The organism is Streptomyces sp. BK79, assembly GCF_044142145.1.
Taxonomy (GTDB): domain Bacteria; phylum Actinomycetota; class Actinomycetes; order Streptomycetales; family Streptomycetaceae; genus Streptomyces.
This window is the reverse complement of the sequence record NZ_JBHVOC010000003.1, coordinates 115,560-140,831: the sequence shown is the minus strand read 5'-3', so window position 1 is coordinate 140,831 and position 25,272 is coordinate 115,560. Positions and strand designations below refer to the sequence as shown.

At 69.4% G+C, this 25,272-nt stretch carries 18 protein-coding genes and 1 pseudogene; 7 read left to right on the top strand and 12 right to left on the bottom strand.

Annotated elements, in window-relative coordinates; genetic code table 11:
* Positions 1 to 40 precede the first annotated feature (40 nt).
* The 6 genes from ACFIF2_RS04525 to ACFIF2_RS04500 all read right to left on the bottom strand — a co-directional run bounded on the left by ACFIF2_RS04525 (position 41) and on the right by ACFIF2_RS04500 (position 7,090).
* Positions 41 to 1,009 carry a carbohydrate kinase gene (locus ACFIF2_RS04525; RefSeq protein ID WP_395571159.1) on the bottom strand — a complete coding sequence of 323 codons (969 nt, stop codon included), beginning with the start codon at positions 1,007 to 1,009 and terminating at the stop codon, positions 41 to 43.
* Positions 1,010 to 1,189: 180 nt separating this feature from the next.
* Positions 1,190 to 2,653: a glycoside hydrolase family 32 protein gene (locus tag ACFIF2_RS04520; RefSeq protein WP_395571158.1), complete on the bottom strand. Its 1,464-nt coding sequence runs from the start codon at positions 2,651 to 2,653 to the stop codon at positions 1,190 to 1,192.
* A gap of 76 nt (positions 2,654 to 2,729) precedes the next feature.
* On the bottom strand, positions 2,730 to 3,602 hold the full coding sequence (locus ACFIF2_RS04515; protein ID WP_395571157.1) for a carbohydrate ABC transporter permease: 873 nt from the start codon (positions 3,600 to 3,602) through the stop codon (positions 2,730 to 2,732).
* Position 3,603: 1 nt separating this feature from the next.
* Positions 3,604 to 4,539: a carbohydrate ABC transporter permease gene (locus ACFIF2_RS04510; protein WP_395571156.1), complete on the bottom strand. Its 936-nt coding sequence runs from the start codon at positions 4,537 to 4,539 to the stop codon at positions 3,604 to 3,606.
* A gap of 65 nt (positions 4,540 to 4,604) precedes the next feature.
* Positions 4,605 to 5,909, bottom strand: coding sequence for an ABC transporter substrate-binding protein (locus ACFIF2_RS04505; RefSeq protein WP_395571155.1), 1,305 nt, complete (start codon positions 5,907 to 5,909; stop codon positions 4,605 to 4,607).
* Between the two features lie 146 nt (positions 5,910 to 6,055).
* Complete coding sequence (locus ACFIF2_RS04500; RefSeq protein WP_193777900.1) at positions 6,056 to 7,090, bottom strand: LacI family DNA-binding transcriptional regulator; 1,035 nt, start codon at positions 7,088 to 7,090, stop codon at positions 6,056 to 6,058.
* Between the two features lie 269 nt (positions 7,091 to 7,359).
* Here ACFIF2_RS04500 and ACFIF2_RS04495 point away from each other — a divergent pair, with 269 nt between their 5' ends.
* The 3 genes from ACFIF2_RS04495 to ACFIF2_RS04485 all read left to right on the top strand — a co-directional run bounded on the left by ACFIF2_RS04495 (position 7,360) and on the right by ACFIF2_RS04485 (position 15,308).
* On the top strand, positions 7,360 to 10,293 hold the full coding sequence (locus ACFIF2_RS04495; protein ID WP_395571154.1) for a GH32 C-terminal domain-containing protein: 2,934 nt from the start codon (positions 7,360 to 7,362) through the stop codon (positions 10,291 to 10,293).
* A 202-nt stretch (positions 10,294 to 10,495) separates the two neighbouring features.
* Positions 10,496 to 13,750, top strand: a complete 3,255-nt coding sequence (locus ACFIF2_RS04490; protein ID WP_395571153.1) for a GH32 C-terminal domain-containing protein — start codon at positions 10,496 to 10,498, stop codon at positions 13,748 to 13,750.
* A 919-nt stretch (positions 13,751 to 14,669) separates the two neighbouring features.
* Positions 14,670 to 15,308, top strand: coding sequence for a LysE family translocator (locus ACFIF2_RS04485; protein ID WP_395571152.1), 639 nt, complete (start codon positions 14,670 to 14,672; stop codon positions 15,306 to 15,308).
* Between the two features lie 30 nt (positions 15,309 to 15,338).
* Here ACFIF2_RS04485 and ACFIF2_RS04480 read toward each other — a convergent pair.
* The 3 genes and pseudogenes from ACFIF2_RS04480 to ACFIF2_RS04470 form a co-directional block, all read right to left on the bottom strand.
* Positions 15,339 to 16,095 (bottom strand): annotated as a pseudogene (locus tag ACFIF2_RS04480) (IS5 family transposase).
* Positions 16,096 to 16,221: 126 nt separating this feature from the next.
* Complete coding sequence (locus tag ACFIF2_RS04475) at positions 16,222 to 17,244, bottom strand: zinc-dependent alcohol dehydrogenase family protein (protein ID WP_395571151.1); 1,023 nt, start codon at positions 17,242 to 17,244, stop codon at positions 16,222 to 16,224.
* A 163-nt stretch (positions 17,245 to 17,407) separates the two neighbouring features.
* Positions 17,408 to 18,649, bottom strand: a complete 1,242-nt coding sequence (locus tag ACFIF2_RS04470; RefSeq protein ID WP_395571150.1) for an MFS transporter — start codon at positions 18,647 to 18,649, stop codon at positions 17,408 to 17,410.
* A 136-nt stretch (positions 18,650 to 18,785) separates the two neighbouring features.
* On the opposite strand from ACFIF2_RS04470, the gene ACFIF2_RS04465 reads away from it, so the two are divergent.
* Entirely contained in the window at positions 18,786 to 19,697 is a 912-nt protein-coding gene (locus ACFIF2_RS04465; protein WP_395571149.1) for a helix-turn-helix domain-containing protein, read from the top strand.
* A gap of 28 nt (positions 19,698 to 19,725) precedes the next feature.
* Here ACFIF2_RS04465 and ACFIF2_RS04460 read toward each other — a convergent pair whose 3' ends face one another.
* Positions 19,726 to 20,316 (bottom strand): TetR family transcriptional regulator, encoded by a 591-nt coding sequence (locus ACFIF2_RS04460; RefSeq protein ID WP_395571148.1) that lies wholly within the window; start codon positions 20,314 to 20,316, stop codon positions 19,726 to 19,728.
* A 73-nt stretch (positions 20,317 to 20,389) separates the two neighbouring features.
* Here ACFIF2_RS04460 and ACFIF2_RS04455 point away from each other — a divergent pair, with 73 nt between their 5' ends.
* Together ACFIF2_RS04455 and ACFIF2_RS04450 are read left to right on the top strand one after the other, a co-directional pair.
* On the top strand, positions 20,390 to 21,190 hold the full coding sequence (locus ACFIF2_RS04455; RefSeq protein ID WP_395571147.1) for an SDR family NAD(P)-dependent oxidoreductase: 801 nt from the start codon (positions 20,390 to 20,392) through the stop codon (positions 21,188 to 21,190).
* Between the two features lie 42 nt (positions 21,191 to 21,232).
* Positions 21,233 to 22,036 carry a maleylpyruvate isomerase N-terminal domain-containing protein gene (locus ACFIF2_RS04450; RefSeq protein WP_395571146.1) on the top strand — a complete coding sequence of 268 codons (804 nt, stop codon included), beginning with the start codon at positions 21,233 to 21,235 and terminating at the stop codon, positions 22,034 to 22,036.
* A 223-nt stretch (positions 22,037 to 22,259) separates the two neighbouring features.
* On the opposite strand, the gene ACFIF2_RS04445 is transcribed toward ACFIF2_RS04450, so the two are convergent.
* Positions 22,260 to 22,757 (bottom strand): hypothetical protein, encoded by a 498-nt coding sequence (locus ACFIF2_RS04445; protein WP_395571145.1) that lies wholly within the window; start codon positions 22,755 to 22,757, stop codon positions 22,260 to 22,262.
* A gap of 789 nt (positions 22,758 to 23,546) precedes the next feature.
* Between ACFIF2_RS04445 and ACFIF2_RS04440 the strand changes: the two genes are divergently transcribed.
* Positions 23,547 to 23,834, top strand: coding sequence for a transposase (locus ACFIF2_RS04440; RefSeq protein ID WP_395571144.1), 288 nt, complete (start codon positions 23,547 to 23,549; stop codon positions 23,832 to 23,834).
* Between the two features lie 178 nt (positions 23,835 to 24,012).
* On the opposite strand, the gene ACFIF2_RS04435 is transcribed toward ACFIF2_RS04440, so the two are convergent.
* Positions 24,013 to 25,140, bottom strand: a complete 1,128-nt coding sequence (locus ACFIF2_RS04435) for an alpha/beta hydrolase (RefSeq protein ID WP_395571143.1) — start codon at positions 25,138 to 25,140, stop codon at positions 24,013 to 24,015.
* Positions 25,141 to 25,272: the final 132 nt, after the last annotated feature.

The window sequence follows — 25,272 nt, the reverse complement described above, 5'->3', positions numbered from 1 at the left end:
CGGTCAGCTGCGTTGCCGGCGAACGGCGCCAACGTTGCGGTCAGCGTCGAACCGCAGTGGCGAGATCGTCCGCCCAGGGTGGATTCGCACCGGGGACCGAAACCGTCAGGGCGGCGACTTGGGCGGCGAACGAGCAGGCATCAGCGACGTCTTCGAGGGTCAGTTCGTCGAGGCGGCCACCCAGGTGTCCGGCACCGGCAAGGCGGTGCAGCAGGCCCGCGGTGAAGGAGTCGCCGGCACCGACGGTGTCGATGACCACCGCAGGAGGGGCTGGGACGGTGACGCGCGCACCGTCGAGGGACGCGAGGGCGCCGCGTCCGCCAAGGGTGATGACGACGAGGCGGGCGCCTGCGGTGTGCCAGGTGTCGCAGGCTTCTTCGAGGCCGGCACCGGGCGCCAGGAAGGTGCAGTCGTCTTCGCTGAGGCGGAGGATGTCGGCGACGGCGCACCAGTGGTGCAGCCGTTCGCGGTAGGCGGAGGGCGGTACGAGCAGGGGGCGGACGTTGGGGTCGATGGATACGGTGGTGCGCTCGCGCACCTGAGCGAGGTGTTCCTCGATTCGGCTGCCGCCGGGCCGGCGGATCAGCGCGAGAGAACCGGTGTGCAGGCAGACCGCGTCGTCGTTCCGCGTCGCGGCGAGTTCGCGGTCGGTCCACTGCCAGTCGGCGGCGCCGTCGGCATAGAAGCCATAGGTGGCTTGGCCGGTCGCGTCGAGGTCGGCGACGGCGAGCGTGCTGGGCTCGGAGGTGGTCACGCTGCTGGTCAAGTTGACGCCGGAGGTGTTGAGGCGGGCGCGGAAGAGGGTGCCGAAGGCGTCGTTGGAGAAGCGTCCGAGGAAGCGGGTGGGGGTGCCGAGCCGGGCGAGGGCGACGGCGGTGTTGGCCGGGCCTCCACCGGCCAGCGCCCGTAGGGCCAGACCGTGGGGATCGGACCGGTCGCGGTCCTCGAAGATGTCGGCGACGCACTCGCCGAGGACGTCGACGCTGCCGGGGGACCCGGGTCGGGCCATGGTGACTGTCTGCCTCTCAGGTAGGGCGCGGGGCCGTAGCCCCGCGCCACGGAACGCAGCCCGCGGGCCCGTAAGGGCGTGGGGTGCTGCGATGGCCATGTCTGCCGCACACGGTGCGAGGTCACGGGACGTGTCAGTGTGCGGGTGGGTCAGCCTTCGGACCGCGTGCGGCCCAGGGCATCAAGCACGCTGTGCTGTCCGGGGCGCCGGCTGGGCTTCCTGCCTGATGTCCTGCGGGGTCAGGTTCCAGGCCGCGACGGCGAACTCGCTGCGCCCTGACCCTGTCGTACGGGCCTGCAACCGCCACGGTCCGTCGGTGGAGGGGTAGAACCTCAGGGTGAGGACCTGCTCGTCGGCCAGGTAGACCTCGGCTATCGAGCGGTCCACGATCACGCGGAGTTCGACGGGGGCGCCGGGGCGTGCGGCCGGGCACGGTGCGGTGTAGGCCCCTCCCCGTGCCCGCGTGTCCGGTGAGGCGTGGGTGCGGTCGACGGCGAGGCGGCCTGCCGCGGGGTCGAGGCTGATGTCGAGGTACTCGGAGCCGTCGGTCGACGTGATCAGGCGCAGCCCGCTGGTACCGGTGGTGTCCGGGACGAGGGTGGCGGTGAGGTCGAAGGTGTGGCTGAGCTGGCCGAGTTCGGCGGGCTCGGTCCGGATGACGTGTCCGGTTCCGTGCAGGACGCGCGGGCCGCGCAGGGCCAGCAGTTCGCGGGCGGGGCGCTGGGCGACCGTGCCGTCGGCGGTGAGGCTGACCTCTCGGGGGAGCGTGAGGACGCCTGCCCAGCCCGCTTCGTGCGCCCAGGCGTCGTCCCGTGCTTCCCAGGCCCAGCCCCACATCAGCCAGCGGTCTTCTCCTGGGGCCTTCAGCAGGGCGGGGGCGTAGAAGTCGGGTCCGTGGTCCAGCGGCACGGGGGCCGTGGCCGCCGTGAAGCGTCCGTCTTTCTCCTGGCCGGTGATGACGCTGGTGTGGCTGGGGCCGCCCTGCGGGGTCCAGTCGCTGAGGATCAGAGCACCTTGGTCGCCGAAGGTGGCGTACTGGGGGCATTCCCAGCCGACCGGGCCCGTGCCGGTCGTGGCGTCGCTGGTGTGGAAGGGGCCGCGGTAGGTCCAGTGTTCCAGGTCGTCGGATTCGTACAGTTGCGCCGCGGCGCGGCCGTCGTCGAGGGCGGAGCCGACCAGCATCCTCCAGCGCTCGTCCTGCCGCCAGACGTAGGGGTCCCGGTACATGGTGGTGCCGGCGGGCGGTTCGGGGATGAGCAGGTGGGGACGTTTGGTCCAGGTTCGGCCGTTGTCGTGCGACTCGGCGGTCGTGATCGGCTGCCACCAGCGGTCGTTGTGGTGGGCGGAGTAGAAGGCCAGGATGCGGCCGCCGGTGGAGACGGCGTTGCCGGAGTAGCAGCCGTCGGCGTCGTGCCCGCCGGGTGTGGGGGTGAGGGCGACGGGGAGGGGTTCCCAGGTGATCAGGTCGGGGCTGCGGTAGTGGCCCCAGTGCATGTTCGCGTGCCGGGGGCCGTGCGGGTTGTACTGGAAGAAGACGTGGTAGTGGCCGTCGTGGAAGACCAGGCCGTTGGGGTCGTTGATCCAGTTGCGGGGCGGTCGCAGATGGACGGTGGGCAGGTGGGGGTCGGCAGGCGACGTGGACACACGGGGCCTTTCTCAGGGCGTGCGAAGCGCACGGAAGTCATGAGGACGAGGCGGGATCGCAAGTGCGGTGCGGGGGTCAGCCCTTGACGCCGGTGGAGGCGATGCTGTTGACGAACGACCGCTGGAACGCCACGAACAGGGCGAGGATCGGCACGGTGATCATGGAGGAGTAGGCCATGATCTGGCCCCAGCCCACGTTCAGCTGGAAGAAGTAGGAGATGCCGACCATCACCGGTCGCAGCTCTTCGCTCTGTACGACCATCAGCGGCCACAGGTAGGAGTTCCAGGCGGGCAGGAAGGTGAGGATGGCGACGGTGGCGACGGCTGGGCCGGACAGCGGCATCACGATGCGCCGGTAGATGGTGAACCAGCCGGCGCCGTCCATGATCGCTGCCTCGTCGAGTTCCTTGGGGATGCTCTGGAAGAACTGGTGGAAGAAGAAGATCGAGAAGGCGTTGGCGACGAACGGCAGGATCTGCACCTGGTAGGTGTCCATCCAGCCGGTGGTCCACTCGAGCTGGAAGCCGTTCACGCGCAGCAGTGGAAGCTGGTTGACCCACCACACCAGCGGCAGCGCGAAGGTCTCGAACGGCACGATGAGGGTGGCGATGACCGTCGTCAGGACGAGTTTGCGGCCCGACCACCGCATCCGCGCGAGCGCGAAGGCGGCCAGGCTGTTGACGACGATGCCGAGCACCACGGTGACCGACGAGATCAGCACGGAGTTCAGCAGGAACCGTGCCGCCGGGACACGCTCGAACATGCCGGTGTAGTTGTCCAGCGAGAGGGCGCCGACCGGCAGGAAGGCGCGCAGTGAGCCCAGGTCGCCGAAGATCTGGTCGTCCGACTTGAACGACGAGACCAGCATGAAGAGGAGCGGCAGCGCGAAGACCAGGGCCAGCACGATGCGGCCGGCGTGACCGCCGAACCACTTGAGGAGGGAGGTCATGTCAGTCCTTCTCCCGGGTCAGGAAGCGCTGGACGAGCGACACGGTCAGGACGAGTACGAAGAAGACCAGCGAGATGGCTGCCGCGTAGGCGGTCTGCTGCTGGTCGTAGCCGGTGCGTACGGCCTGGTAGACGACGGTGGTGGTGGAGTCGAGCGGACCGCCCTGCGTCATGACCCTGATCTGGGTGAAGAGGCTGAACGCCGCGATCGTGATGGTCACGAGCACGAAGGTGCGCGTGGCGCGCAGCCCCGGCCAGGTGACGTGGCGGAAGCGGTGCCAGGGTGTGGCGCCGTCGATCTCGGCGGCTTCGTACAGCTCGGCGGGGATGGTCTGCAGGCCGGCCAACCAGATGATCATGTGGAAGCCGACGCCTTGCCACACCGACATCAGGATGATGGCGGGCATCGCGGTGGCCGGGTCGCCCAGCCAGTCCGGGCCTTGGAAGTGGCCGAGGGTGAGTGTCGAGATGACGTGGTTGACCAGGCCGTCCTTGCGGTAGAGGAAGGTCCACAGGAGGGACACCACGACCATCGAGGTGACGACGGGCAGGAAGTAGACGGTGCGGAAGAAGTTGACGCCCCGTACTTTCGCGTTGACCAGCAGCGCCAGGAGCAGGGCGAGGCCGGCCTGGAGCGGGACGACGACGGCGGCGAAGTACGCGGTGTTGCGCAGGGACTTGTAGAAGACCGGGTCTTCGAAGAGCCGGGTGAAGTTGCGCAGGCCCACGAAGCGGGCCGGGGTGGGCGAGATGAGCCTCGCGTCGGTGAAGGCCAGGGCGAAGGCGAGGGCGACCGGTACGACGAGGAAGACGATCAGCAGCACGACGGCCGGGGTGGCCATGCCGAGGGCGGTGAGGCTCTCACGGCGACGGGTGTTGGTCGTTCGGGTTCGCCGGACCGGGCGCAGCCGCTGAGGGGCTGCGGTCTTGGTGGTCACGGTATCTCCAGGGAGCCGGTCCGGTTCGGGCGGCGCGGTCGGGGACCGAACCGGACCGGGGCGGGTCAGCCTGCGTAGTTGTTGTTCGTCTTCAGGTTGTTGTCGATGTTCTTCGCGGCCTGGCCGAGAGCGTCCTCGGGGTCGGCGCCGGCCAGGATGTCCTGGGCCGCCTTCTGGAACTCGGTGGAGATGTACGGGTAGGCCGGGGTGACCGGTCGCACCGTGGCGTACTCGCGCGCGAACTGGACGAGTACCTCGAACTTGCCGCCCGGCTGGTAGTCCGCGATCTGCCGCGCGGCGGCGTCCGTGGCGGGGATGGTGCTGGTGGCCTTGGCGTAGTCGACGAAGTACTTGGTCTGGCGGGAGAACTTCAGCCACTCCTGGGCGCCGTCCTTGTTGGAGCAGGTGGAGCTCATGGCCCACTGCCAGGAGGCGCCGCCGATCTTGGGCCCGTTGCCGAAGTCGACCGGCGGGATGATCGCCAGGTCGTCGCCGAGCTTGTCGGCGTTCTTGGCCGCGTTCCAGCTGCCGTCCCACTGGATGGCGCTCTTGCCGGCCAGGAAGTCCTTGTTGGGGTCGGCTCCTGACTTCTTCGCCATGTACCCCTTGGTCACCAGCGAGCGGAACCAGTTGCCCCACTCGACGGCCTCCTTGCCGTCGAGGCTGCCGGAGGCGGTCTTGTAGCCGTTGCGGTCGATGAGGTCGCCGCCGAAGCTCTGCAACTGCGGGGAATAGGCGTACGGCCACCACTCGCCGCTGCCACCGGTGCCCATCTCCAGCGGGTACGCGAACTTTCCGCTTTTCTTCAGCTTGGCCAGCGCGGCGTCGAACTCGTCCTTGGTCCAGGGCTTGTCCATGGTGGGGACGCGGATGCCGTGCTCGTTCAAGACGGACTTGCGGGCGAAGAAGGCCAGGGAGACGTCGTAGAAACCGAAGGAGTACAGCTGGTCCTTGTACGTTCCGACGGTGCTGGCGAGCTGGTCTTTCACCGGCACCTCGCTGCCGGAGACGTCGATGGGGGCCAGGTAGCCGCCCCAGGCCCAGTTCGCCACGTTGGGGCCGTCCACGTCGAGCAGGCAGGGCAGCTTGCGGGCCGAGGCGGCGGCCACGACGGAGTTGTTGTAGTCGGTCTGCGGGAACGACTGGAGCTCGACCGTGTACTTGTCCTGGGAGCCGTTGAAGTCCTCGATGATCTTCTTGACGACATCGAGTTCGGCCGAGTTGCCGGCGTTGTGCGTCCACAGGGTCAGCGTGTCGCCGCTGGCCCCCGACGAGCTCCCGCCACTGCCGGACGCGCACCCGGCGACGAGCGCGGTAGCCGCCGCGGCGGCTACACTCGCCAGCGCGAGGCGCCTTCTTCTGAACACCACGAGGTTCCTCCATCTCACGGAGGCGGGTCTTGCCGGACCCGCCCTTGGCGACCGGTTGCGACGGTCGCCGTTCTTGGTGGCCGTCCCGCCGTCCGCGCCGGAATCATCGGAGCGGGCGGCGGGACGGCCGTCTTCGGATGCCGGTGTCACTCCCCGGCGGGGGCACCGAGGGAGGCGCGCTCCCGCAGTGGCATGGGCACGCGGTGTACGGCCGCTTCGAGCGGCCCGCCGCGGAGGATCAGCTCCACGGCGAGGCGTCCGAGCTGGTAGTGCGGCAGCTTCAGTGTGGTGAGGGCCGGACGCAGCACGGACGCGATGTCCTGGTCGTCGAAGGAGATCACCGACACGTCACCGGGCACCGACAGCCCCGCCTCACCGAGCGCCTGGTAGGCACCGAAGGACACCCGGTCGGCCAGGCACACCAGCGCCCGGGGACGGGTCCCAGCCGCCAGCAGGGCGGAGACCTCCCGGTAGCCGTCCAGCGTGTCCCAGTCGCACTCGATGACGCCGTCCAGGTGGGCGCCACCCTCGCGCAGTACTTCCTCCAGGCCGCGCATGCGCTCGTTGCCGGCGATGATCCCCTCCGGCGTGGCCGGGACGGCCTGGTGGCCGCCGATCGCCCAGATGCCCCCGGTGTGGCCGGCCGCGAGCAGGGCGCGGGCCGCGTCCCGGCCGGCCTCCAGTTCGTCCGGGACGACGGAGGGGGCGTCGAAACCCGGGGCCAGGCAGTTCAGCAGCACCACCGGGCGGCCGAACAGCTCCTTCGGCGGGGTCACGTAGCGGGTGAACATGGACGCGTAGATCACGGCGTCGACCTGGCGGTCCAGCAGGGCGTGGACCAAGGACGACTCGGCGGCGCGGTCGCCGCCGGCCTCGGTGATGAACAGCAGGTGGTCCTGCTCGCGGGCGGCCTCCATGGCGCCGCGGATGACGTCGCCGGCGAACGGCGTGGTGGTGATCCGGTCCGAGACGAGTCCGATGGTCTGCGTGGACTTCGTCCGGAGGCTGCGCGCGGTGACGTTCGGACGGTAGCCCAGTCGCCTGGCCGCCTCCAGAACCCGTTCCCGGGAAGCGTCCGAGATGCGCATGTCGGTGCGGCCGGACAGGGCGAACGACGCGGTCGTCGGCGACACGCCCGCCTCACGGGCGACGTCGGCCATGGTCACGCGGCGTTCGGACATCAGTGGATCAGCTCCGCTCGGCTAAATCGAATTAGCAGGACGCGATGAGAGTGCTCCACCTGTCATGCGCTGTCAATACCCCGGACATCTCGCCTACGTAACAGTGGCGATTTATGCCAATTCATCTGCTGTTGGGCAACGCGAAGTTGAGATCCGTGTGCGTTAGCTCTTGCTTTAGCGGAGACGGCGCGCGAACCATGCCGACCCATCACCTAAATCGAATTGGCAACCCGTCAGGTCGCCGTCCGCCACCCATCCCAGGAGCCAGCATGAGGAGAAGAACCGCGCTCGCGGTCGTGTCCGCCGCCGTCGGCGGCGCCGTCGTGCCCCTCTCGTTCTCGCCCGCTTTCGCCGCCACCGGCGGTCGGTCCGGCCCGCAGAAGCCCACCGCCCGCTGGGACTTCGACGAGCGGTCCGGCACGGTCGCCCGCGAGGCGGTCTCCGGATCGGCCACCCCGGTGGAGTACGTCTTCAACGACGCCCGGTACAAGCCCGACAGCGACCCCGTACGCCGCCGTGGCGTACGCGGCCGGGCCCTGTACTTCGACGGCTGCTCCACCTACGTCACCGCCGAAGGGCCGGGCAAGCTCGACCTCGCCGACGGCGTTACCGTGGACGTGTGGATCGCCCCGTACGCCTACGAGCACGGCATCGACGGCAAGCCCCAGGCCCTGGTCAACCAGCACGACCCGGGCGCCAGGACCGGCTTCCTGCTCGGCCTGCGCCGCTTCGGGCAGATCGTCTTCCAGCTCGGCTTCGGCACCGACCTGATCGAGGTCAAGGGCGCCCCGGACCGTCCGGCCGCCAAAGGCCGGTGGAGCCACGTCGCGGCCACCTACGACCCGGCCGCCCACCAGCTGCGCCTCTACCTCGACGGCCGCCTGATCGGCACCGCCACCACCCCGGACCAGGCCCCCGAACCGGCGCCCGGCGAACCCCTCCTCATCGGGAAGCACAACCACCCGACCCTGCTCAACGGCGAGTTCCACGCCAACATGTACATGGGCCTGATGGACAGCCTCGTCATCCGCCCGGGCGCCCTGGACGACGCGACCGCGCAGCGCGAGCACGCCGAGAAGACCGCCGCCCTGCCCGGTCACCGCGTGCCCCGCCCGGACCTGGCCCCCCACCGGACCCGCTTCGACGGCGACCGGCACCGCCCCCAGTTCCACATGCTGCCGCCCTGGCACTGGATGAACGAGCCGCACGCGCCCGTGTACTTCAAGGGCAAGTACCACATCTTCTACCAGCACGACCCGCTCGGACCGTTCTGGGGCCAGATCCACTGGGGGCACGCCGTCAGCACCGACATGGTGCACTGGCGCGACCTTCCCATCGCCCTCGCCCCCGCCGCGGACTCGCCCGGCCCGGACGGCATCTGGTCGGGCTCCGCCTGCGTCGACGGCGACCGCGGACCGGTCCTCTTCTTCACCGGTGGCGACGACCGCCTGCCCTACCGCCAGCGCACCGGCCTCGCCCTGTCCACCTACCAGGCCGACGGTGACACCGACCTGCCCACCTGGACGATGCGCTCCGAACCGGTCACCGAAGCCCCGGCCGGTCTGCCGGCCGGCCCGGGAACCGCGTGGGCGGAGAACTTCCGCGACCCCTTCGTCTGGGAGGAGGACGGGGTCTGGTACCAGCTCGTCGGCAGCGGCATCGTCGACTACGACGGCGCTCAGGTCGCCCGCAAGCACGGCGGAACCGCTCTCCTCTACACCGCCCGCCGCCCCGAGGGCTCCTGGACCTACCAGGGTCCACTGCACTGGAACGACCTCGCCAAGGTGCCCGAGCCCGGTGAGGTGTGGGAGCTGCCGGTGCTCCTCCCGCTTCCCGGCCCCCGCGGCCGGCGCACCGGAAAGCACGTCCTGCTGATCTGTCCGTGGTGGGAGGGGTTCAACCCGAACGCCGTCAAGCACACGTACTACTGGATCGGCACCTTCGACAAGCGCGAGCACCGCTTCGTGCCCGACCACGCCGAGCCCCGCGAGTTCGACTTCGGCGAGCACTTCACCGGCCCCTCCGGCTTCGTCACCCCCGACGGCCGCTCCGTGGTCTTCAGCATCACCCAGGACCGCCGCACCGAGCAGCAGCACGCCCAGTCCGGCTGGGCCCACAACGCCGGCATGCCCGTGTCCCTCTCCCTGCGCCAGGACGGCGCCCTCGGGGTCGAACCGATCGCCGAGGCCGCCGGTCTGCGGGGCAAGCGACTCGCCCGTATCCGGCAGACCTCGGTGGCGGAAGCGAACCGGCGGCTCGCCGGAGTCTCCGGCGACCTGCTCGACATCAGCGCCGTCATCGAACCGCGCGGCGCGCGCACGATCACCCTGGCAGTACGGGCCTGCGCCGACGGCACCGAACAGACCCTGCTGACCTACGACACGGCCGAGCACCGCTTCCTGATCGACCGCGGTCGCTCCAGCCTCGACCCGGACGTCCGCAAGGGCGTCCACGGGGGCAACGTCGCACTCGACGGCGGGCGCCTCACGCTCAGGGTCCTACTCGACCGCTCGATGCTGGAGGCGTACGTCAACGGCACCCACAGCATCACCAGCCGCGTCTATCCCACCCGCGAGGACGCCACCGGCCTGCGGCTGACCAGCGAGGGCGGATCGGCCCGCGTCGTGTCGCTGGACGTCTGGCGCATGAACGGCGCCTACGACACGCCGGCCGTGCCCGCCGCGTACGACCCGCCGCGCCCGGCGGACGTCGACGCACTGCCCAACCACGACTTCGCCACCGGCGACCTCACCGGATGGACCGTCGTCTCCGGTACGACCTTCGGCGACGCCAACGTCACCACCCGCGCCGACTGGGGCTGGGGCGGCCCCTTCTACCAGGCCGAGACCGAAGACGACCCGGCAGGCCACCATCTGTGGGGCTTCAACCCCTCCGCAGGAGGCGACGGCGCCACCGGCGTCCTGCGCTCCGCCACCGTGGTCCTCGGCGGAGACGGCATGATCGACCTGCTCGTGTCCGGCGGCAACGACCCCGACCGGCTCTACGCGGCGGCCGTCCGCGCCGACGACGGCAAGATCCTGGCCAAGGCCACCGGCCGCAGCACCGAGCAGTACCGCCGCGTCGTCTTCGACCTCTCCGCCCACATCGGCGACCGGGTCTACATCGAGGTGGTCGACCGGGCCGACGGAGGCTGGGGTCACATCAACGTCGCCGACGTCAACGTCCCCGTCCGACGCTCCTGACCCCCGATTCCGGCCCGATGCACGCGCCGACGGGCGGACCGTGCCGCGCCGAGGGCCGACGTCCTTTCCGCCCGATCAACCCAACCCCACACCCACGGAGGTTCCCATGCGAACCCGTGCACCATCGAGAGCCGCGACCAGACACAGTCTGGTGCGTCTGCTGCTCGCACTCGCGATATGCCTGGGCCTGACATCACCCCTGATGACGCAGACCGCAGAAGCGGCCGAGACCAGCCTGTCCAACCCCGACTTCGAGTCCGGCGACCTCAGCGGCTGGACCACCACCGGAACCGCCTTCACCGGAGCGGTCACCGACGACCCGGGCTGGGGCTGGGGCTGCTGCTTCAACCAGCAGGGTTCCTACCACATGTGGGGGTTCGCCGCGGGCGGTGACGCCGCCACCGGGACGGCGACGTCCGAGCCGTTCACCCTGACCGGTACCGGCATGGTCAGCGTCCTGGTCTCCGGCGGCCGCAACGAGAACGACCTCTACGCGGCCCTGACAACCCTCGACGGAACCATTCTGCACAAGGCCACCGGGACCGACGACGAGGCGTACCGACGCGTCACCTGGGACGCCCGCGAGCACCTGGGCAAGCAGCTGCGCGTCACCGTCGTGGACAAGGCCACCGGCGGCTGGGGCCACATCAACCTCGACGACGTCCGCGTCGGCACCGACCCCGCACCCACCGCGGCAACCTTGTCGAACCCCGGCTTCGAGACCGGCGACCTCAAGGGCTGGACCACCACCGGAACCGCGTTCGCCGGTGCTGTCACGGACAAGACCGGCTGGGGTTGGGGCTGCTGCTTCAACCACGCGGGCACCCGCCACCTGTGGGGGTTCGCCGCCGGCAGCGACGCCCTCACCGGGACGGCGACGTCCGAGCCGTTCACCCTGACCGGTACCGGCATGGTCAGCGTCCTGGTCTCCGGCGGCCGCAACGAGAACGACCTCTACGCGGCCCTGACAACCCTCGACGGAACCATTCTGCACAAGGCCACCGGGACCGACGACGAGGCGTACCGACGCGTCACCTGGGACGCCCGCGAGCACCTGGGCAAGCAGCTGCGCGTCACCGTCGTGGACAAGGCCACCGGCGGCTGGGGCCACATCAACCTCGACGACGTCCGCGTCGGCACCGACCCCGCACCCGATCCCTCTCAGCGGGGACTCGCCGCCCACTGGGACTTCAGCGAGGGGAAGGGCACCACGACCAGGGAGAAGGTCAGCCAGGCCGCCGACCCCATCAGCTACGTCTTCAACGACGCGCAGTACAAGCCCGACAGCGACCCGCTCTGGCGCCCGAAAGACGAAGCCGACGGCGTGCTCTCCGGCGCCCTGTTGTTCGACGGCTACTCCACCTGGGTCACCCGCGCCGCAGCCCAGACGCAGCTGCCCACCGACGGCCTGACCGTCGAGGCGTGGGTCGCACCGCGTGCGTTCGAGTGGGGAGACGAAGGCAAGCCGTCCGCCGTCGTGAACCAGCACGACAAGGCGGCCAAGCGGGGCTTCTCCCTCGGTGTCGGCCGGCACGGCAGGTGGCAGTTCGGCATCGGAACCGGCGACGCATGGCACGAGGTGACGGTCCCGAAGCAGGCGGCCCTGGCCGCGGGCGAGTGGGCGCACCTGTCCGCCGTGTTCGCTCCGAGCGAGGGAGCGATCAGGCTCTTCCTCAACGGCGAACAGGTCGCCCAGACCACCGTCCCCACCGGCGCACGGCTGGCCAAGGCCGACGTCCCCCTGATCATCGGCCGTCACAACCAGCCCGCCATCATCAACGGCACGTTCGCCGTCAACATGTTCAACGGGCTCATCGACGAGGTGAAGATCCACAACAGCGCCCTCACTCCGGCGTCGGTCACAGCCGGTCACCAGAAGGACGTACAGACCTTCGCGGGCGGAACCACCCCCAAGGCCCGGATGGAGATGGACCGCTCCCGGTACGACGGTGACCGCTACCGTCCCGGCTACCACTTCACCGCCCCGAACCACTGGATGAACGAACCCCACGCCCCCATCCAGTACAAGGGCAAGTACCACCTCTTCTACCAGCACAACTCCCACGGCCCCTACTGGCACAACATCGCCTGGGGACACGCGGTGAGCGAGGACCTGGTCCACTGGCGCGACCTGCCCGTCGCCCTCGCGCCCACCGAGGACAGCGTGGCCCCTGACGGGGTCTGGTCCGGTGACGCCGCCTACGACGAGAACGGCGTGCCCGTCCTGCTGTTCACCGCCGGCAACGACTCCCGGCGCCCTAACCAGGCGACCGGCCTCGCCCGCCCCGTCGACCCCGACGACAGCGACCTGGTCGAGTGGAAGATGCACCCCACCCTCGTCACCAGCCAGACCGCCGACCTGAACGTCGGTGCCGGACGCAAGGTCCGCTTCGGCGACTTCCGCGACCCCTTCGTCTGGAAGGAGGGAGACACCTGGTTCCAACTGATGGGCTCCGGCGTCCAGACCACCGACGGCAAGGAAGTCGGCGGCACCGCCCTCCTCTACACCTCCAAGAACCTCACCGACTGGACCTACTCGGGCCCCCTGATGACCGGTGACGTGGCGGCCCACCCCAAGACCGGCCAGGTCTGGGAGCTGCCCACCTTCCTGCCCATCGGAAAGGACGCCCAGGGCCGCGAACGCCGGGCCCTGCTCGTCAACCCGGCCTTCCCCGCCGGCCCCGGCGAGTACAGCAGCAAGTACATCTACTACTGGGTCGGCACCTGGGACGCCCAGGCCCGCCGCTGGACCCCCGACACCACCGAACCCCGGCTCATGGACTACGGCGACCACTTCACCGGCCCCAGCGGAACGGTGGACGACAAGGGCCGCTCCCTCGTCTTCAGCATCGCCCAGGACCGGCGCACCGAACGCGCCCACTACGACGCCGGCTGGGCCCACAACGCGGGCCTGCCCATCGAACTGTCCATGCGACCCGACGGCGACCTCGGATTCCGCCCCGTGGAGGAGGTCTCCCGCCTCCACACCGGCGAACCGCTCCTGAACATCAGCACGCCGACCTCTCTCACCGACGCCAACACCCGGCTGGCCGGCATCAAGGGGGACATGCTCCACATCAAGCTCACCTTGGAACGCGGCAGCGCCGACACCTTCGGCCTCGACGTGCTCCGCAGCCCCGGAGACGAAGAACGCACCCGCCTCTTCTACGACGCCCCCGCCGGACAGCTGGGCGTCGACCGGACACGCTCCGGGAACAACTCCAGCGCCGAACCCGGCTTCGGCATCCACAAGGGCCCGCTGGCGCTCTCCAACGGCACCCTGACGCTCGACGTGTTCCTCGACCGTTCGATTTTCGAGGCGTACGCGAACAACCACAAGTCCATCACCACCCGCGCCTACCCCTTCCGTCAGGACTCCCTCGGCCTGCGCCTCTTCGGCGACGGCAGCACCGTCAAGTCCATGACCGTCTGGAAGATGGGCAACATGACCGACTGATCCAGGTGCACAACCACACACTGGGACGACAGCCCGGCCCACAACGGCCGGCGCAGCCCCGAGCTCCTGCGCTCGGGGCTGCAGGCGTTCATTCGTCGCGTAGCCCACGGCTTGAACAGCGTCCTGCTCGGCGACGGCGAGGGGCTGGGTACGAAGTCCGAGGAGAACAGGATCGAGCACCTCCCGACCGAGAAGCAATTGGGGGCTAGCTTCTTGATCGGGTAAGACAGGGTTACTCGCCTTCCTTGAGTGTGTGGGAGCCCCTTAGGCAGAACGGAGGAGTCGATGGGCCATTGGCGGGGGCGCCATGGTCGTCGGGCCAACCAAAGAGAAGGAGAAGGCGCTTCTACGCGGACCTTCGCGCTGACGGTCGCGTACATGCCGAACACCAAGCCCAGGGCCCGACGAACCCCTCCAAGGATCGCCGTGATCGCCGGTTTGGCCAACCGGCGATCACGGTCTATGTTCCGCTCACCGTTGGCATGGCCGGGTCCTGAGCAGCCCATAAGACGGTGCATCCCATCGGCTCGCGAGCGTGTGCCGGCCACGCTGGCAGGGCTGGCACACGCTCCCATCCGACTTCTTCGTTCACTTTCCGCGACTTTTGTGTTCTCCGTCGATGACGGTGCGCATCAGAGCCTTCCTCGAGAAAGCTGGCACGCTCTCACCCGCGCCGTCTTCCCACCTCCGAGCGGTTCAGATCGCTCGTGGATCTGCTGGCGTGTCGCGTTGGCCTCGGCGGCTGCCTGCGCCGCGGCGGCGCAATGCACAGGGCGCTGCCACCACCCACGCTGCACGCCGCGCAACGGCCCGGGACGGTCCGTCTAGGTCGTGTCTCCTTGGAGAGGAAGCAAACCAGCGCAAGATCCACCGGGCCCGTCAGTAAGGCAGGCGGTCTGGCGAGGTAGGCTGGCATTCCATGGCAATAAGCTCCGCCCTGTGGTCCTTCGCCCTAGTTGTAGGGCTTCTCACTCTGACTCCCGGACTCGACACGGCGCTGATCTTGCGTACCTCGGCCCTCGGCCGGCGCAGGAGAGCCTGGGGCGTCGTCCTCGGAATCCAGACCGGCACTCTGGTGTGGGGGGCGTTCACCTCCCTCGGAGTGACCGCGCTTCTCACGGCCTCCCATCTCGCTTACACCACGTTGCGCTGGATCGGTGCCGCTTACCTGCTCTGGATGGGGTTCCGCATGCTCCGGGACACCTTCCGCGGGCTGCCCATGGCAGACACGGACGATGCTGCTCCGGCCGCCGACGCGGACTCGCTCAGCGGCGGTTGGCGGCAGGGGACGCTCACCAACCTCCTGAACCCGAAGATGGGTGCCTTCTACGTCGCCGTCCTGCCTCAGTTCATCCCCCCAGGCGCCGGCCACTTCACCATGGGCCTCCTGCTCACTACGGTGCACATCTTGATCGGTCTGCTCTGGTCCGCCGTCCTCATCGGCTTCGCCCGCGTCCTGCAGGGGTGGCTTCGCAAGCCCCAGGCTCGCCGTCTGCTCGACCGGATCACCGGCACCGTCATCGGGGTCTTCGGTATCAGGCTGGCCCTCAGTAACTGAGGATCCGAACATCCGGGTCCAGCCACCTGCTCAGCACCGGACCCAGATCAAGGTGGACGCGACGTGGAGTGCGGCCTGGTAGGCGATGGCGAGTTTGTCCGTCCGCAGGGCCAGGCCGCGCCACTGCTTGAGTCGGGCGATGCACCGCTCGACGGCATTGCGCTCCTTGTACTTCTCGGCGTCGAAGCCGGGTGGGCGGCCTGCGGCGCGGCCGCGCCGCAGGCGGTGACCGATCTGGTCGGCGGGCTGCGGAATGACGGCCCGGATGCCTCGACTCCGAAGGTATGCACGGATTGCGCGGGACGAGTGCGCGCGATCCGCCAGGACAGTCACCGGGCGGGTTCTCGCCCTCCCGAGTCCGGGGCGCGGGATCCGGATCCTGGCCATGACCACCTCGAAGGCCGGCGCGGGAGCGTCCGAGCGCGTGATCCTCGGGCTCCGGCCGGCCGGGCGCCCCACCTTTCCTCGCTCCGGCCGAATGCTGGTGAGCCCGGCAGACGGTGGAGTCCACCGATACCGTCCAGCCGACCTCGTCATCCGCATCCGCCGCAGTTAGGACTGCTGTCAAGATGCGTTCCCAAGTACCGTCCACGGCCCACCTGATTAGGCGTTTGTGAGCGGTCCGAAAAGACCCGAGTTCGATGGGGAGGTCGCGCCAGGGTGAGCAGGTGCGGTACTTCCACGCGATGGCCTCAAGGGTGCGGCGGTGGTCAGCCCACCGCCGTCCACGGATCGGATCGGGCGGGATCAGCGGCTCGATCCGACCCCACATCGCATCAGTGATCATTAACCGGACAGACACGTCCGATCAACTGACTAACCGGTCAAAGAGACACGCTCTAGGGGACGAGGTCTCCTCAGCCCCCCGTCCGCTGCGGTGATTGGAGGGGCCGAGAGGAGGAACATCTGCAGATCAGAAGGTGAGGAGCACCTTGGTGGCCCGTCGCTCGTCCATCGCCTTGTAGCCCTCGGGGGCCTGCTCCAGCGGCAGGGTGAGGTCGAAGACCTTCCCGGGGTCGATCTTGCGGTCCCAGATGAGCTGGGCCAGGTCGGGCAGGAAGCGGCGTACCGGGGCCGGGCCGCCGAGGGTGTGGATGCCGGCGAAGAACAGCTCGATGCCGGGGATCTGGACGTCGTAGTTCACGCCCACGTAGCCCAGGTGCCCGCCGCCGCGGGTGGCGCCGACGGCCTGCATGAAGGACTCCTGGGTGCCGACCGCCTCGACCACCGAGTGCGCGCCGAGCCCGTTCGTCAGCTCCTTGATCTTCGCGACACCTTCGTCGCCGCGCTCCTCGACGATGTCCGTGGCGCCGTAGAAGCGGGCCAGCTTCTGCCGCTCGGGGTGACGGGACATGGCGATGATCCGTTCCGCGCCGAGCTGCTTGGCGGCCAGGATCGCCATCAGGCCGACCGCACCGTCGCCGACGACCGCGACGGTCTTGCCGGGCCCGGCCTCGGCCGCGACGGCGGCGTACCAGCCGGTGCCGAGCACGTCGGAGGCGGCCAGCAGGGAGGGGATCAGCTCCGGGTCGGGCTGCCCCGGAGTGGCGACGAGGGTGCCGTCGGCGTGCGGAACGCGGGCCTTCTCGGCCTGGGTGCCGATCGTCTGCGCGACGAACTCGGCGTGCACGCACTTGGACTGGAAGCCGGCCTGGCAGATCTCACAGGTGTTGTCGGAGATGACGAACGACCCGACGACGAAGTCGCCGACCTTGACGTTCTTCACCGCGGAGCCGACCTCCTCCACGACACCCACGTACTCGTGCCCCATGACCTGATGGTCGGCGGGCTCGATGCCGCGGTACGGCCACAGGTCCGAGCCGCAGATGCAGGTCGCGGTCAGCTTCACGATGGCGTCGGTGGGCTCGATGATCTTCGGATCCTCGCGGTCCTCCACCCGGACGTCGCCGGCGGTGTACATCACTACTCCACGCATGGTGGATTCTCCTCGTTCTGTGTGCTGGCGCTTGTGGCGCCGGTTCGTGTACAGGAAGGCACAGGCATCCCGCGGCTTCCTCGGGTACGGGGCCTTACGCCGCCGAGCCCGCTGAAAGGGCGTAACCAGCCCGAGAGGGGGGCGCTGTCGGCGCCGCCGGTAATCAGGCGGACGAGGACGCGGGACGGCGGCGTCGGGTCAGCGCGATGACGATGGTGGGGATCAGGGTCAGCGCGGCGACGGCGGTGCCGACGGCGGCCGGGCCCGTGGCCCCCAGAGCGGAGTCGAGGGCACGGCCGGCGGCAAAGGAGCCGATGGCGGTGCCGAGGTTGAACGCTGACACGGTCAGGGCGGACCCCAGGGTGGGGGCCTTGCCGGCGAAGCGAACGGCCAGGGAGATCAGCACCGGGTTGGCGCCGAGACCGAACAGCCCCAGCAGGGCGACCAGCACCACCGTGGGCGCGGCGTGTCCGGACAGCAGGCAGAGCGCCAGCAGCAGGACGGTGGTCACCGCGGGGGCCACGATCGTCGTCAGGTACGGACGCCGGTCCCCGAGGCGGCCTCCCACCAGGAAGCCTGCCAGGGCACCGACACCGAAACCGACCAGAATCAGCGGCACCAGACCGGCGGCCAAGCCCGCCCGGTCGGTCAGCAGCGGCGAGATGTAGGTGTACGTCGACAGTACGCCGCCGGTGGTGGTCACGCAGGCCACCAGAGCGAGCCAAAGGCGCCCCGAGCGCAGAGCTGACAGCTCGGAACGGACCGAGACGGCCTGGTCCCCGCCGGCATCGCGGGGAACCTGCCGGGCGATGAGCACCATGGCGGCGGCTCCCAGCGCTGCGAGCGCCCAGAACGGCCCCCGCCACCCCATCAGCTGCCCGGCGAACGCACCCAGCGGTACACCGACGACATTGGCCAGCATCGCACCGGCGCCCACGACGCCCAGCGCGCGGGAGCTCGCAGCGGGACCGGCGGCGTGTGTGGCCACCACGTTGGCCACCGCCCAGAACGCCCCTGTCGCCAAAGCGGTCAGGAACCGCGCGGCCAGCAACAGTCCGAAACTGGAGCCGACGGCCACGACGACGTGCCCGACGGCGAAGATGCCCAGGGCCAGGAGCAGAGTCCACCGCTGAGGCAACCGCAGTGTCAGCATCGCCATCAGCGGCGCGCCGACGATCATGCCGACCGCGAAGACGGTGATCAGCAGGCCGGCCTGCGCAACGCTGACCTGCAGGTCAGCCGATATCTCCGGAAGCAGACCCGCCACCACGAACTCCGTGGTGCCCATCAAGAACGTGCCCAGGGAGAGCACGTACACGACGAGGGGAAGCCGGACGGGTGGACGCTCAAGCTCACCGGCGCGGGCATCGGTGGGGGCGTGGAGGGTTGCTCCTCGCGTGGTCATACAGCGTCTCCGTGGTGGATCGAGAAGGGGAACGTCTCCCACGAAACCGTCTCTCCCGTGCATGCGGGAGGCTGCATTTGTGGGGGGTACAAGCTCGACCCCCCTCCCCGGGGTGGGGGGCCGTAGCGTGGAAGGCATGGAACGCCTCCCGGACAACCGCGCCGACATCCGTGACTTCCTCGCCACCCGGCGCGCCAAGATCACACCGGAGCAGGCCGGGCTGCCCACCAGCGGGCGGCGCCGGGTTCCGGGGCTGCGGCGCGAGGAGGTCGCCGTCCTCGCCGGCGTGAGCACCGAGTGGTACACGCGGCTGGAGAAGGGCCACATCGCCGGCGTGTCCGAAGACGTCCTCGACGCGGTCGCCCGCGCGCTGCAGCTGGACGAGGACGAACGCATCTATCTGTTCGACCTGGCCAGGGCCGCACAGCCGCCCAGCCGGACGCCTCGCCGCCGCAAGGCCGTCGACATCCCGCCCCGCGTCCAGTGGCTGCTCGACTCCATGACCCTGTCCGCGGCGTTCGTCACCAACGGCCGCCTGGACATTGTCGCCGCCAACGCACTCGCCCGCGCCCTGTTCTCGCCACTGTTCGAAAGTGAAACCACGGACGCACGCGGTCGGCCGAACTTCGCCCGGTACTGGTTCCTCGACCGCGGCGCACCCGACTTCGTCGCCGACTGGGACGGCGCCCTCAGCGCCACCGTCGCTCTGCTGCGCGCCGAGGCCGGGCGCTATCCGTACGACAATGCGCTGCGCGAACTGATCGGTGAGCTGTCCACGACGAGCCCCGAGTTCCGCACCCGTTGGGCCGCCCACGACGTACGCATCCACCACGGTGGGATCAAACAGTTCCAGCACCCTGACGCCGGGCCTCTCAAACTCGTCTACCAGCCGTTGGACCTGACCATTTCCCCCCGCGAGGCACACTCTCTGACCATCTACACGGCCGAGCCGGGCACTCCCGACGAGGACCGGCTCAAGCTCCTCGCCAGCTGGGCGGCGACCCGACTCAAGGAAGCAGAACCCACCGGCGACAGGGACCTGCCCTGATGGCCCAGGCCCGCCGACGCGAATTCCGTCAGGCGGGCCGGCGGATGGCCTGTACAGCCGTGTCGTAGAGGTCGAACAGGTCGGCCCGCCCGCCGAGGCGCGCCCACTCCTCGTTCGCTGCCTGCAGGCAGGTGATCGCCGCGGCCGCGATCGCGCGCGCCCGGAGGGCGCGGTGGTCGGAGTCGGGCAAGCGCGGCTCGATCAGTGGTGCGAGCAGGTCTTGCCAGCGAGCCTGCTTCTCGGCGTGGCCGGCGCGCAGCGACTCGTTGCCGAACAGCAGGGTGACGATCTCGAGCCGGTGCTCGGGGGTGGCCTCGATCTCCTCGATCGCTTGGAACGCCGCGCGCAGCGAGGCCCAGCAGTCCTCGTCGGCCGGGCGCTGCGCGAACCGCTCGGCGATCACCTCGCCCTGCTCGGAGAGGCCGCCGAGCGCGAGGTCTTCCTTGCTGGGGAAGTAGTTGAACAGAGTCCGCCGGGAGACACCTGCCGCGGCGGCCACCTGATCGAGCGTCGTGTTGTCGTACCCGTGGGTGGCGAACAGTTCGATCGCGGTCCGAGCGAGCAGGGAGCGGACCACGGAGCGGGTCTGCTCACGGATGGACGTCTGTTTCTGGGCCATGCACCGATGGTACAAGGATTCACTCGACGCAATACTTTGCACTCAGTGCAAAATCATGCCTAAGGTGTATGCCATGAGAAGGATCGACTATCGTCGGCACACCGTCATCGTCACCGGCGCCAGCTCCGGCCTCGGGGCGGAGTTCGCACAGCAGTTGGCCCGCCGCGGCGCGAACCTCGTGCTCGTCGCGCGCCGGGCGGACCGACTGCAGAGCCTGGCCGACGAACTCACCCGCACGCATGGAGTCACGGTGACCGTCATCGCCCGCGACCTCGGCTTGCCCGACGCCGGCCGCGCCCTGCGCGCCCAGCTCGAATCCCGCGGCATCCACGCCACCGGACTGGTCAACAACGCGGGCTTCGGCACCCACGACGCCTTCCGCAATGAGGACCCCGAGCGCCTGCAGAGCATGATCGCGCTGAACGTCGCCGCCCTCGTCGACCTCAGCCGCGCCTACATCGACCCGCTGGCCTCCGCAGACAACGGCATCCTGATCAACGTCGCGAGCCTCCTCGGTTTCCAGCCGACCCCGTACCTGAGCGTCTACGGCGCCACCAAGGCATTCGTTCTCAGCTTCACGGAATCACTGTGGGAGGAGACCCGCGGCACGGGTCTGCACGTGCTGGCCGTGTGCCCCGGTGCGGTGCAGACCGAGTTCTACGACGCCGCCGGCAGCCAGTCGGCCGACTACGGATCGAAACGGGCCAGCGTCGACCACGTCGTACGGACGGCCCTCGGCACCCTCGACCGGCGCTCCGCACCGCCGTCGGTCATCACCAACGGCCGCCGCCTCGCCCTCGCCGGGAGGTTCCTGCCGCGGCGCCTGGTCGTCCGGGGGATGGGCTGGATGGCACGACGCGCCATGCACGCGTAGCTCCGCTCACCCCCGCACCCGCATTTGAGAGAAGAGAACGGCATGACCGATCGCCTCCCCCCAGCGGACCTGCACAACCTCGTCGACGCCCTGCGCGCCGAGCGCACCGAGATGCTCGACTTCACCGGCAGCCTCAGCGACAACGAATGGGCGGCCCCCAGCGCCGCGGCGGGATGGCGCATCGCCGATGTCGTCGCCCACATCGGCGCGACAGCACGGAACTTCTACACTGCCCCCTCCCGAGAGGCACTGCACGCAACCAGCCTCGAACGACTCAACGAAGGCCCTGTCGACCGGCGACGCGGCTGGAGTCGGGCACAGGTCATGGCCGAGTACACGCGCGCCACCCGCCGAGCGACCACGCTCCTCGACCTCGTCCGACGCACCCCCGCTGCCCGGCTGCGTATCCCGCTCGTCGAACTCGGGTGCTACCCCCTGGGGTTGATGATCGGCGGCGTCCTCGTCTTCGACCACCACACGCACCTGCGCCACGACATGGCGCCGGCACTCGGCCGACCCGCGCCGGCCACCGACGCCGACCGGATGCGGGCTGTGCTGCAGTGGATGCTCGCCGTGCTGAGCAATCAGATCGCGCAGGCGCCGGTCACCGGGCTCGAGACCCGTGTCGCCCTGACACTCGCCGGCCCCGGCGGCGGAACATGGTGGATCGACGAGGCAGGCGTGCGGGCCCCGTCCAACGGCCCGGTCGCCGCGCACGTCACCGCCCCCGCACTGACCTTCCCCGACTGGGGCACCCAGCGGTCATCATGGCGCGACCACGATGTGACCGTCACTGGGGATACCGAACTCGCCGCCCTTCTCCTCGACTCCGTCAACGTCATCTGACCAGGGTCAGCCACGCGGTCCTGAATCGGACAGTTTCTTGGCCCGGGCCGGTTCGGCGAGCGACCTCCCTACGCGCAGGGTGTTGGTGTGCGCGAGCGCGGACTGCGGTTCAGCAGCTCGGTGACTGCGGTGGGTCAGGCACGGGGGCCGACTGCGGCTGCGACCGCGGCGACGGCGTCGGCGACGGGGGTGGCGCCGTCGGTGAGTTCGACGATCGTGCGGCTCAGCTCGGGGTTGTGCAATGCGGCGGTGACGAAGGCCGCGACGTTGTCGCGGCGCACATCTTTCTCGATGAGGGCGAGGCCGGCGGTGACGAGGCCGTCACCGGGCTCGTCGCGGCCATGTCGAGCACGATGCAGCCCTTCAGATGCCGCCCCGCGACGGTCAGATACGGGAAGCCGCCGGGCCGCAGGTGCAGCAGCGTCCAGACGTGGCGACGCACCCGCTGTCGTACCTTCGCGATCTGTGCGCGCCTCGTCTCGTTCGTCGTGGACAGCAGCCGGTGCAGCGTGGAGTCCGACACTGCCGGTCCGAACAGGGGGCCGTGGTGGAGCTGGAGTTGCTCGGCCTCCAGCAGATTCGTGGCGCCGAGCGTGATCGCGACGACGAGGCCGTCGAGCGCGGTGGCCCGGTCCTGCCACCACGAGGTCGTGCCCGATGGCAGCACTCCCGCCAGCGCGTCGGTGAGGCCGACGCAGTCGGCGAGCCTGCGCAACAGCACCGCCCCGGCATGCCCGACCTACTCTTTCCCGTCGGCCGTCACAGACAGACCGCGGTCCCACCCTGTACGCTCACTCACCAGCAAGGTGCCTTGACTCCTGCGCCGGATTCGATCTAGACACTCGCGCCCTTGCAGGTCGGCGGCACCTTTCTGCTGTCGGGGCGTCAGATCGGCCAATTCCGCTGAAGAGCCGGGGTCAAATCGGTGGACGCCGTCGGCGCGTTTGCTGCATCGTGAGTCGCTCGTGATGGATACGGGCCCGTGACACCCCGATTCGACGCAGTGTGCGTTGGGTCGCCAAAACGGCCGGGTTGGGGCCGACGACGAAGAACGCCCCGTGCGCAACCTCTCCCCCGGTGAGGGCCTTCGCGAGACGATCCTGACTGAACGCGAGGACCGCACTCGGCGCCCCTGCCTCTACCACACCAACGTGCGGGCTCCCCGCGATCTCCGGCAGCAGACTCGTCACCGCGAACCCGGTCGCGCTCAGCAAGAGCGGGCCCAATACCAACACGTGGACGACGAACCGAAGCCGCGCGCGCGGACGCAAGCAGTCATCGACTCGCACGCTGGAGAGGCGTGGGTCTCGTTCTCGTATACGCATTGCCTTGTTCTCCACCTGGTCGGTCGCATCCGCTGTCGGTCCGCGCAGAACTGACGGACGAGGGCCATGAGAGGCAGGATCCGGCCGGCCGAGGCTCGGGCAACAACCGCAACGGGAGTGCGGGACATCCGATCACATCTGGCCGAAGTGTACGGCGTGGAGGTCTCGTCGAACCTGTCAGCAGGTTGACCGACACGATCGCCGACGAGCTCGCCACCTGGCAGCGCCGCCCGCTGGGCGCCATCTGGCCGATCATCTACATCGACGCGCTGTGGAGCAGGATGCGCCACGGATCGGTCGTCTCCAAGCCGGTCTACCTCGCCGTGGGCGTCGACGGACGGCCGCAGGGACGTCCGGGGCCTGTGGGTCGGCGACGGGGCGAGGACGAGGGTCTTGTACATACCGACGGCTACGCCCATGCCGATCAGGTGGAGAACGACAACCCGGACGACTCGTCCTCGTTCGGTTCGTGACCCTTGCCTAGTTCGGGTCCACCGAGTCTGTGCGCGAGGCAGGCAATCCGTTGCTGACCACGATGGCATCGGGGAGCTCCGCGGGATGACCGTCCCGACCATTCCCGAGAGGCCGCTTCCGCCGTGGGGTGCTCCCCGACAGGCCGGTGGCGGTACCGGCCTGTCGGGGGGCTTCCGGTCAGGCGAGGTTCTCGGTGAAGAACTCGTCGAGCTTGTCGAAGGGGATGAGGTGCTTGCGGTCGTACAGGTCGACGTGGTCCGCGCCCGGGACGATCACGAGGTCGACGGTGCCGGGGGCCTTCGCGTGGACGTCCTCGGAGTAGTAGCGGGAGTGCGCGTCGGCGCCGGCCACCAGGAGGGCCTTGCGGGGCGCCAGCATGTCGATGTTCGCCGTCAGCGGGAAGGCGAAGAACGACATCGGCGTGGTCGCGGTCCATGCGGTGGTGGAGTTGATCGAGCGCGGGTGGTAGCCGCGTTCGGTCCGGTAGTAGTCGAAGAAGCTCTTCGTGACCGGGTCGGCGTCCGCCGGGAGGGTCTTGGGCAGGATGAGGTTTGAGGGGGCGACGTTGCCGTTCTCGTCGAAGGGCACCTCGTGGGATCCCCGCGCGAAGGTGCCGTTCTCGGCGTCGATCCAGCGCTGTCGGCTGAGGTAGTCCACGACCTTCTGGCGCTGTTCGTGCGTGTAGCTGTCCCTGTACCCGCGGGACATGCTGCGCGACATGTCGTACATCGAGGCCGTGGCGACCGCCTTGATACGGCTGTCCGCGGCCGCCGCGGTGAGCGCCATGCCGCTGAGGCCACAGATGGCCTGCGCGCCGATCCGCTCGCGGTCGACGATCTTCTGCAGGCCGAGGAAGTCGACGGCGGCGCTGTAGTCCTCGGTGAAGATGTCGGGCGAGCCCACGTCGCGCACCGCGCCGCCGCTCTCCCCGGTGAAGGAGGGGTCGAAGGCGAGGGCGACGTAGCCGCGGCGGGCGAACTCGTTGGCGTAGAGCCCCGAGGACTGTTCCTTGACCGCGCCGTACGGGCCGCTGACCACCAGGGCGGGCAGTTTGCCCCTGGCATTCTTCGGCACGTAGAGGTCCGCGGCGACCTCGATGCCGTAGCGGTTCTTGAACCGCACCGGGGTCCGCTTGACGTTCTTGTCCAGCGCGAAGGTGTAGCCGCCCCTGGCCGTGGCCCTGCCCTGTCCTGCGGTGCCCGCGGCGCGGCCGGTCTCCGCACCGAAGGCGGGCAGAGCCGTGAAGGAGGTGGCGGCGGCGGCGCCGGTGGCGGCGATCAGTCCGAGCGCTTTGCGACGTTCCATTTCGGTGGACCTCATATTCGATCGGCGGGGAAAAGGCGCGACGGTCGGTGGTGTCGTGACCGAGGCGCGCTTCCAGGGAACCGCTTCTGCGCCAGACGTGGCAGGTCGGGTTTATAGGGGTACAAGCTCGAC

Coding starts and splice junctions, on each gene's coding strand:
- ACFIF2_RS04525 (WP_395571159.1), bottom strand. CDS start 1,009: ATGGCCCGACCCGGGTCCCCCGGCAGCGTCGACGTCCTCGGCGAGTGC.
- ACFIF2_RS04515 (WP_395571157.1), bottom strand. CDS start 3,602: ATGACCTCCCTCCTCAAGTGGTTCGGCGGTCACGCCGGCCGCATCGTG.
- ACFIF2_RS04500 (WP_193777900.1), bottom strand. CDS start 7,090: ATGTCCGAACGCCGCGTGACCATGGCCGACGTCGCCCGTGAGGCGGGC.
- ACFIF2_RS04495 (WP_395571154.1), top strand. CDS start 7,360: ATGAGGAGAAGAACCGCGCTCGCGGTCGTGTCCGCCGCCGTCGGCGGC.
- ACFIF2_RS04490 (WP_395571153.1), top strand. CDS start 10,496: ATGACGCAGACCGCAGAAGCGGCCGAGACCAGCCTGTCCAACCCCGAC.
- ACFIF2_RS04485 (WP_395571152.1), top strand. CDS start 14,670: ATGGCAATAAGCTCCGCCCTGTGGTCCTTCGCCCTAGTTGTAGGGCTT.
- ACFIF2_RS04475 (WP_395571151.1), bottom strand. CDS start 17,244: ATGCGTGGAGTAGTGATGTACACCGCCGGCGACGTCCGGGTGGAGGAC.
- ACFIF2_RS04470 (WP_395571150.1), bottom strand. CDS start 18,649: ATGACCACGCGAGGAGCAACCCTCCACGCCCCCACCGATGCCCGCGCC.
- ACFIF2_RS04465 (WP_395571149.1), top strand. CDS start 18,786: ATGGAACGCCTCCCGGACAACCGCGCCGACATCCGTGACTTCCTCGCC.
- ACFIF2_RS04460 (WP_395571148.1), bottom strand. CDS start 20,316: ATGGCCCAGAAACAGACGTCCATCCGTGAGCAGACCCGCTCCGTGGTC.
- ACFIF2_RS04455 (WP_395571147.1), top strand. CDS start 20,390: ATGAGAAGGATCGACTATCGTCGGCACACCGTCATCGTCACCGGCGCC.
- ACFIF2_RS04450 (WP_395571146.1), top strand. CDS start 21,233: ATGACCGATCGCCTCCCCCCAGCGGACCTGCACAACCTCGTCGACGCC.
- ACFIF2_RS04435 (WP_395571143.1), bottom strand. CDS start 25,140: ATGGAACGTCGCAAAGCGCTCGGACTGATCGCCGCCACCGGCGCCGCC.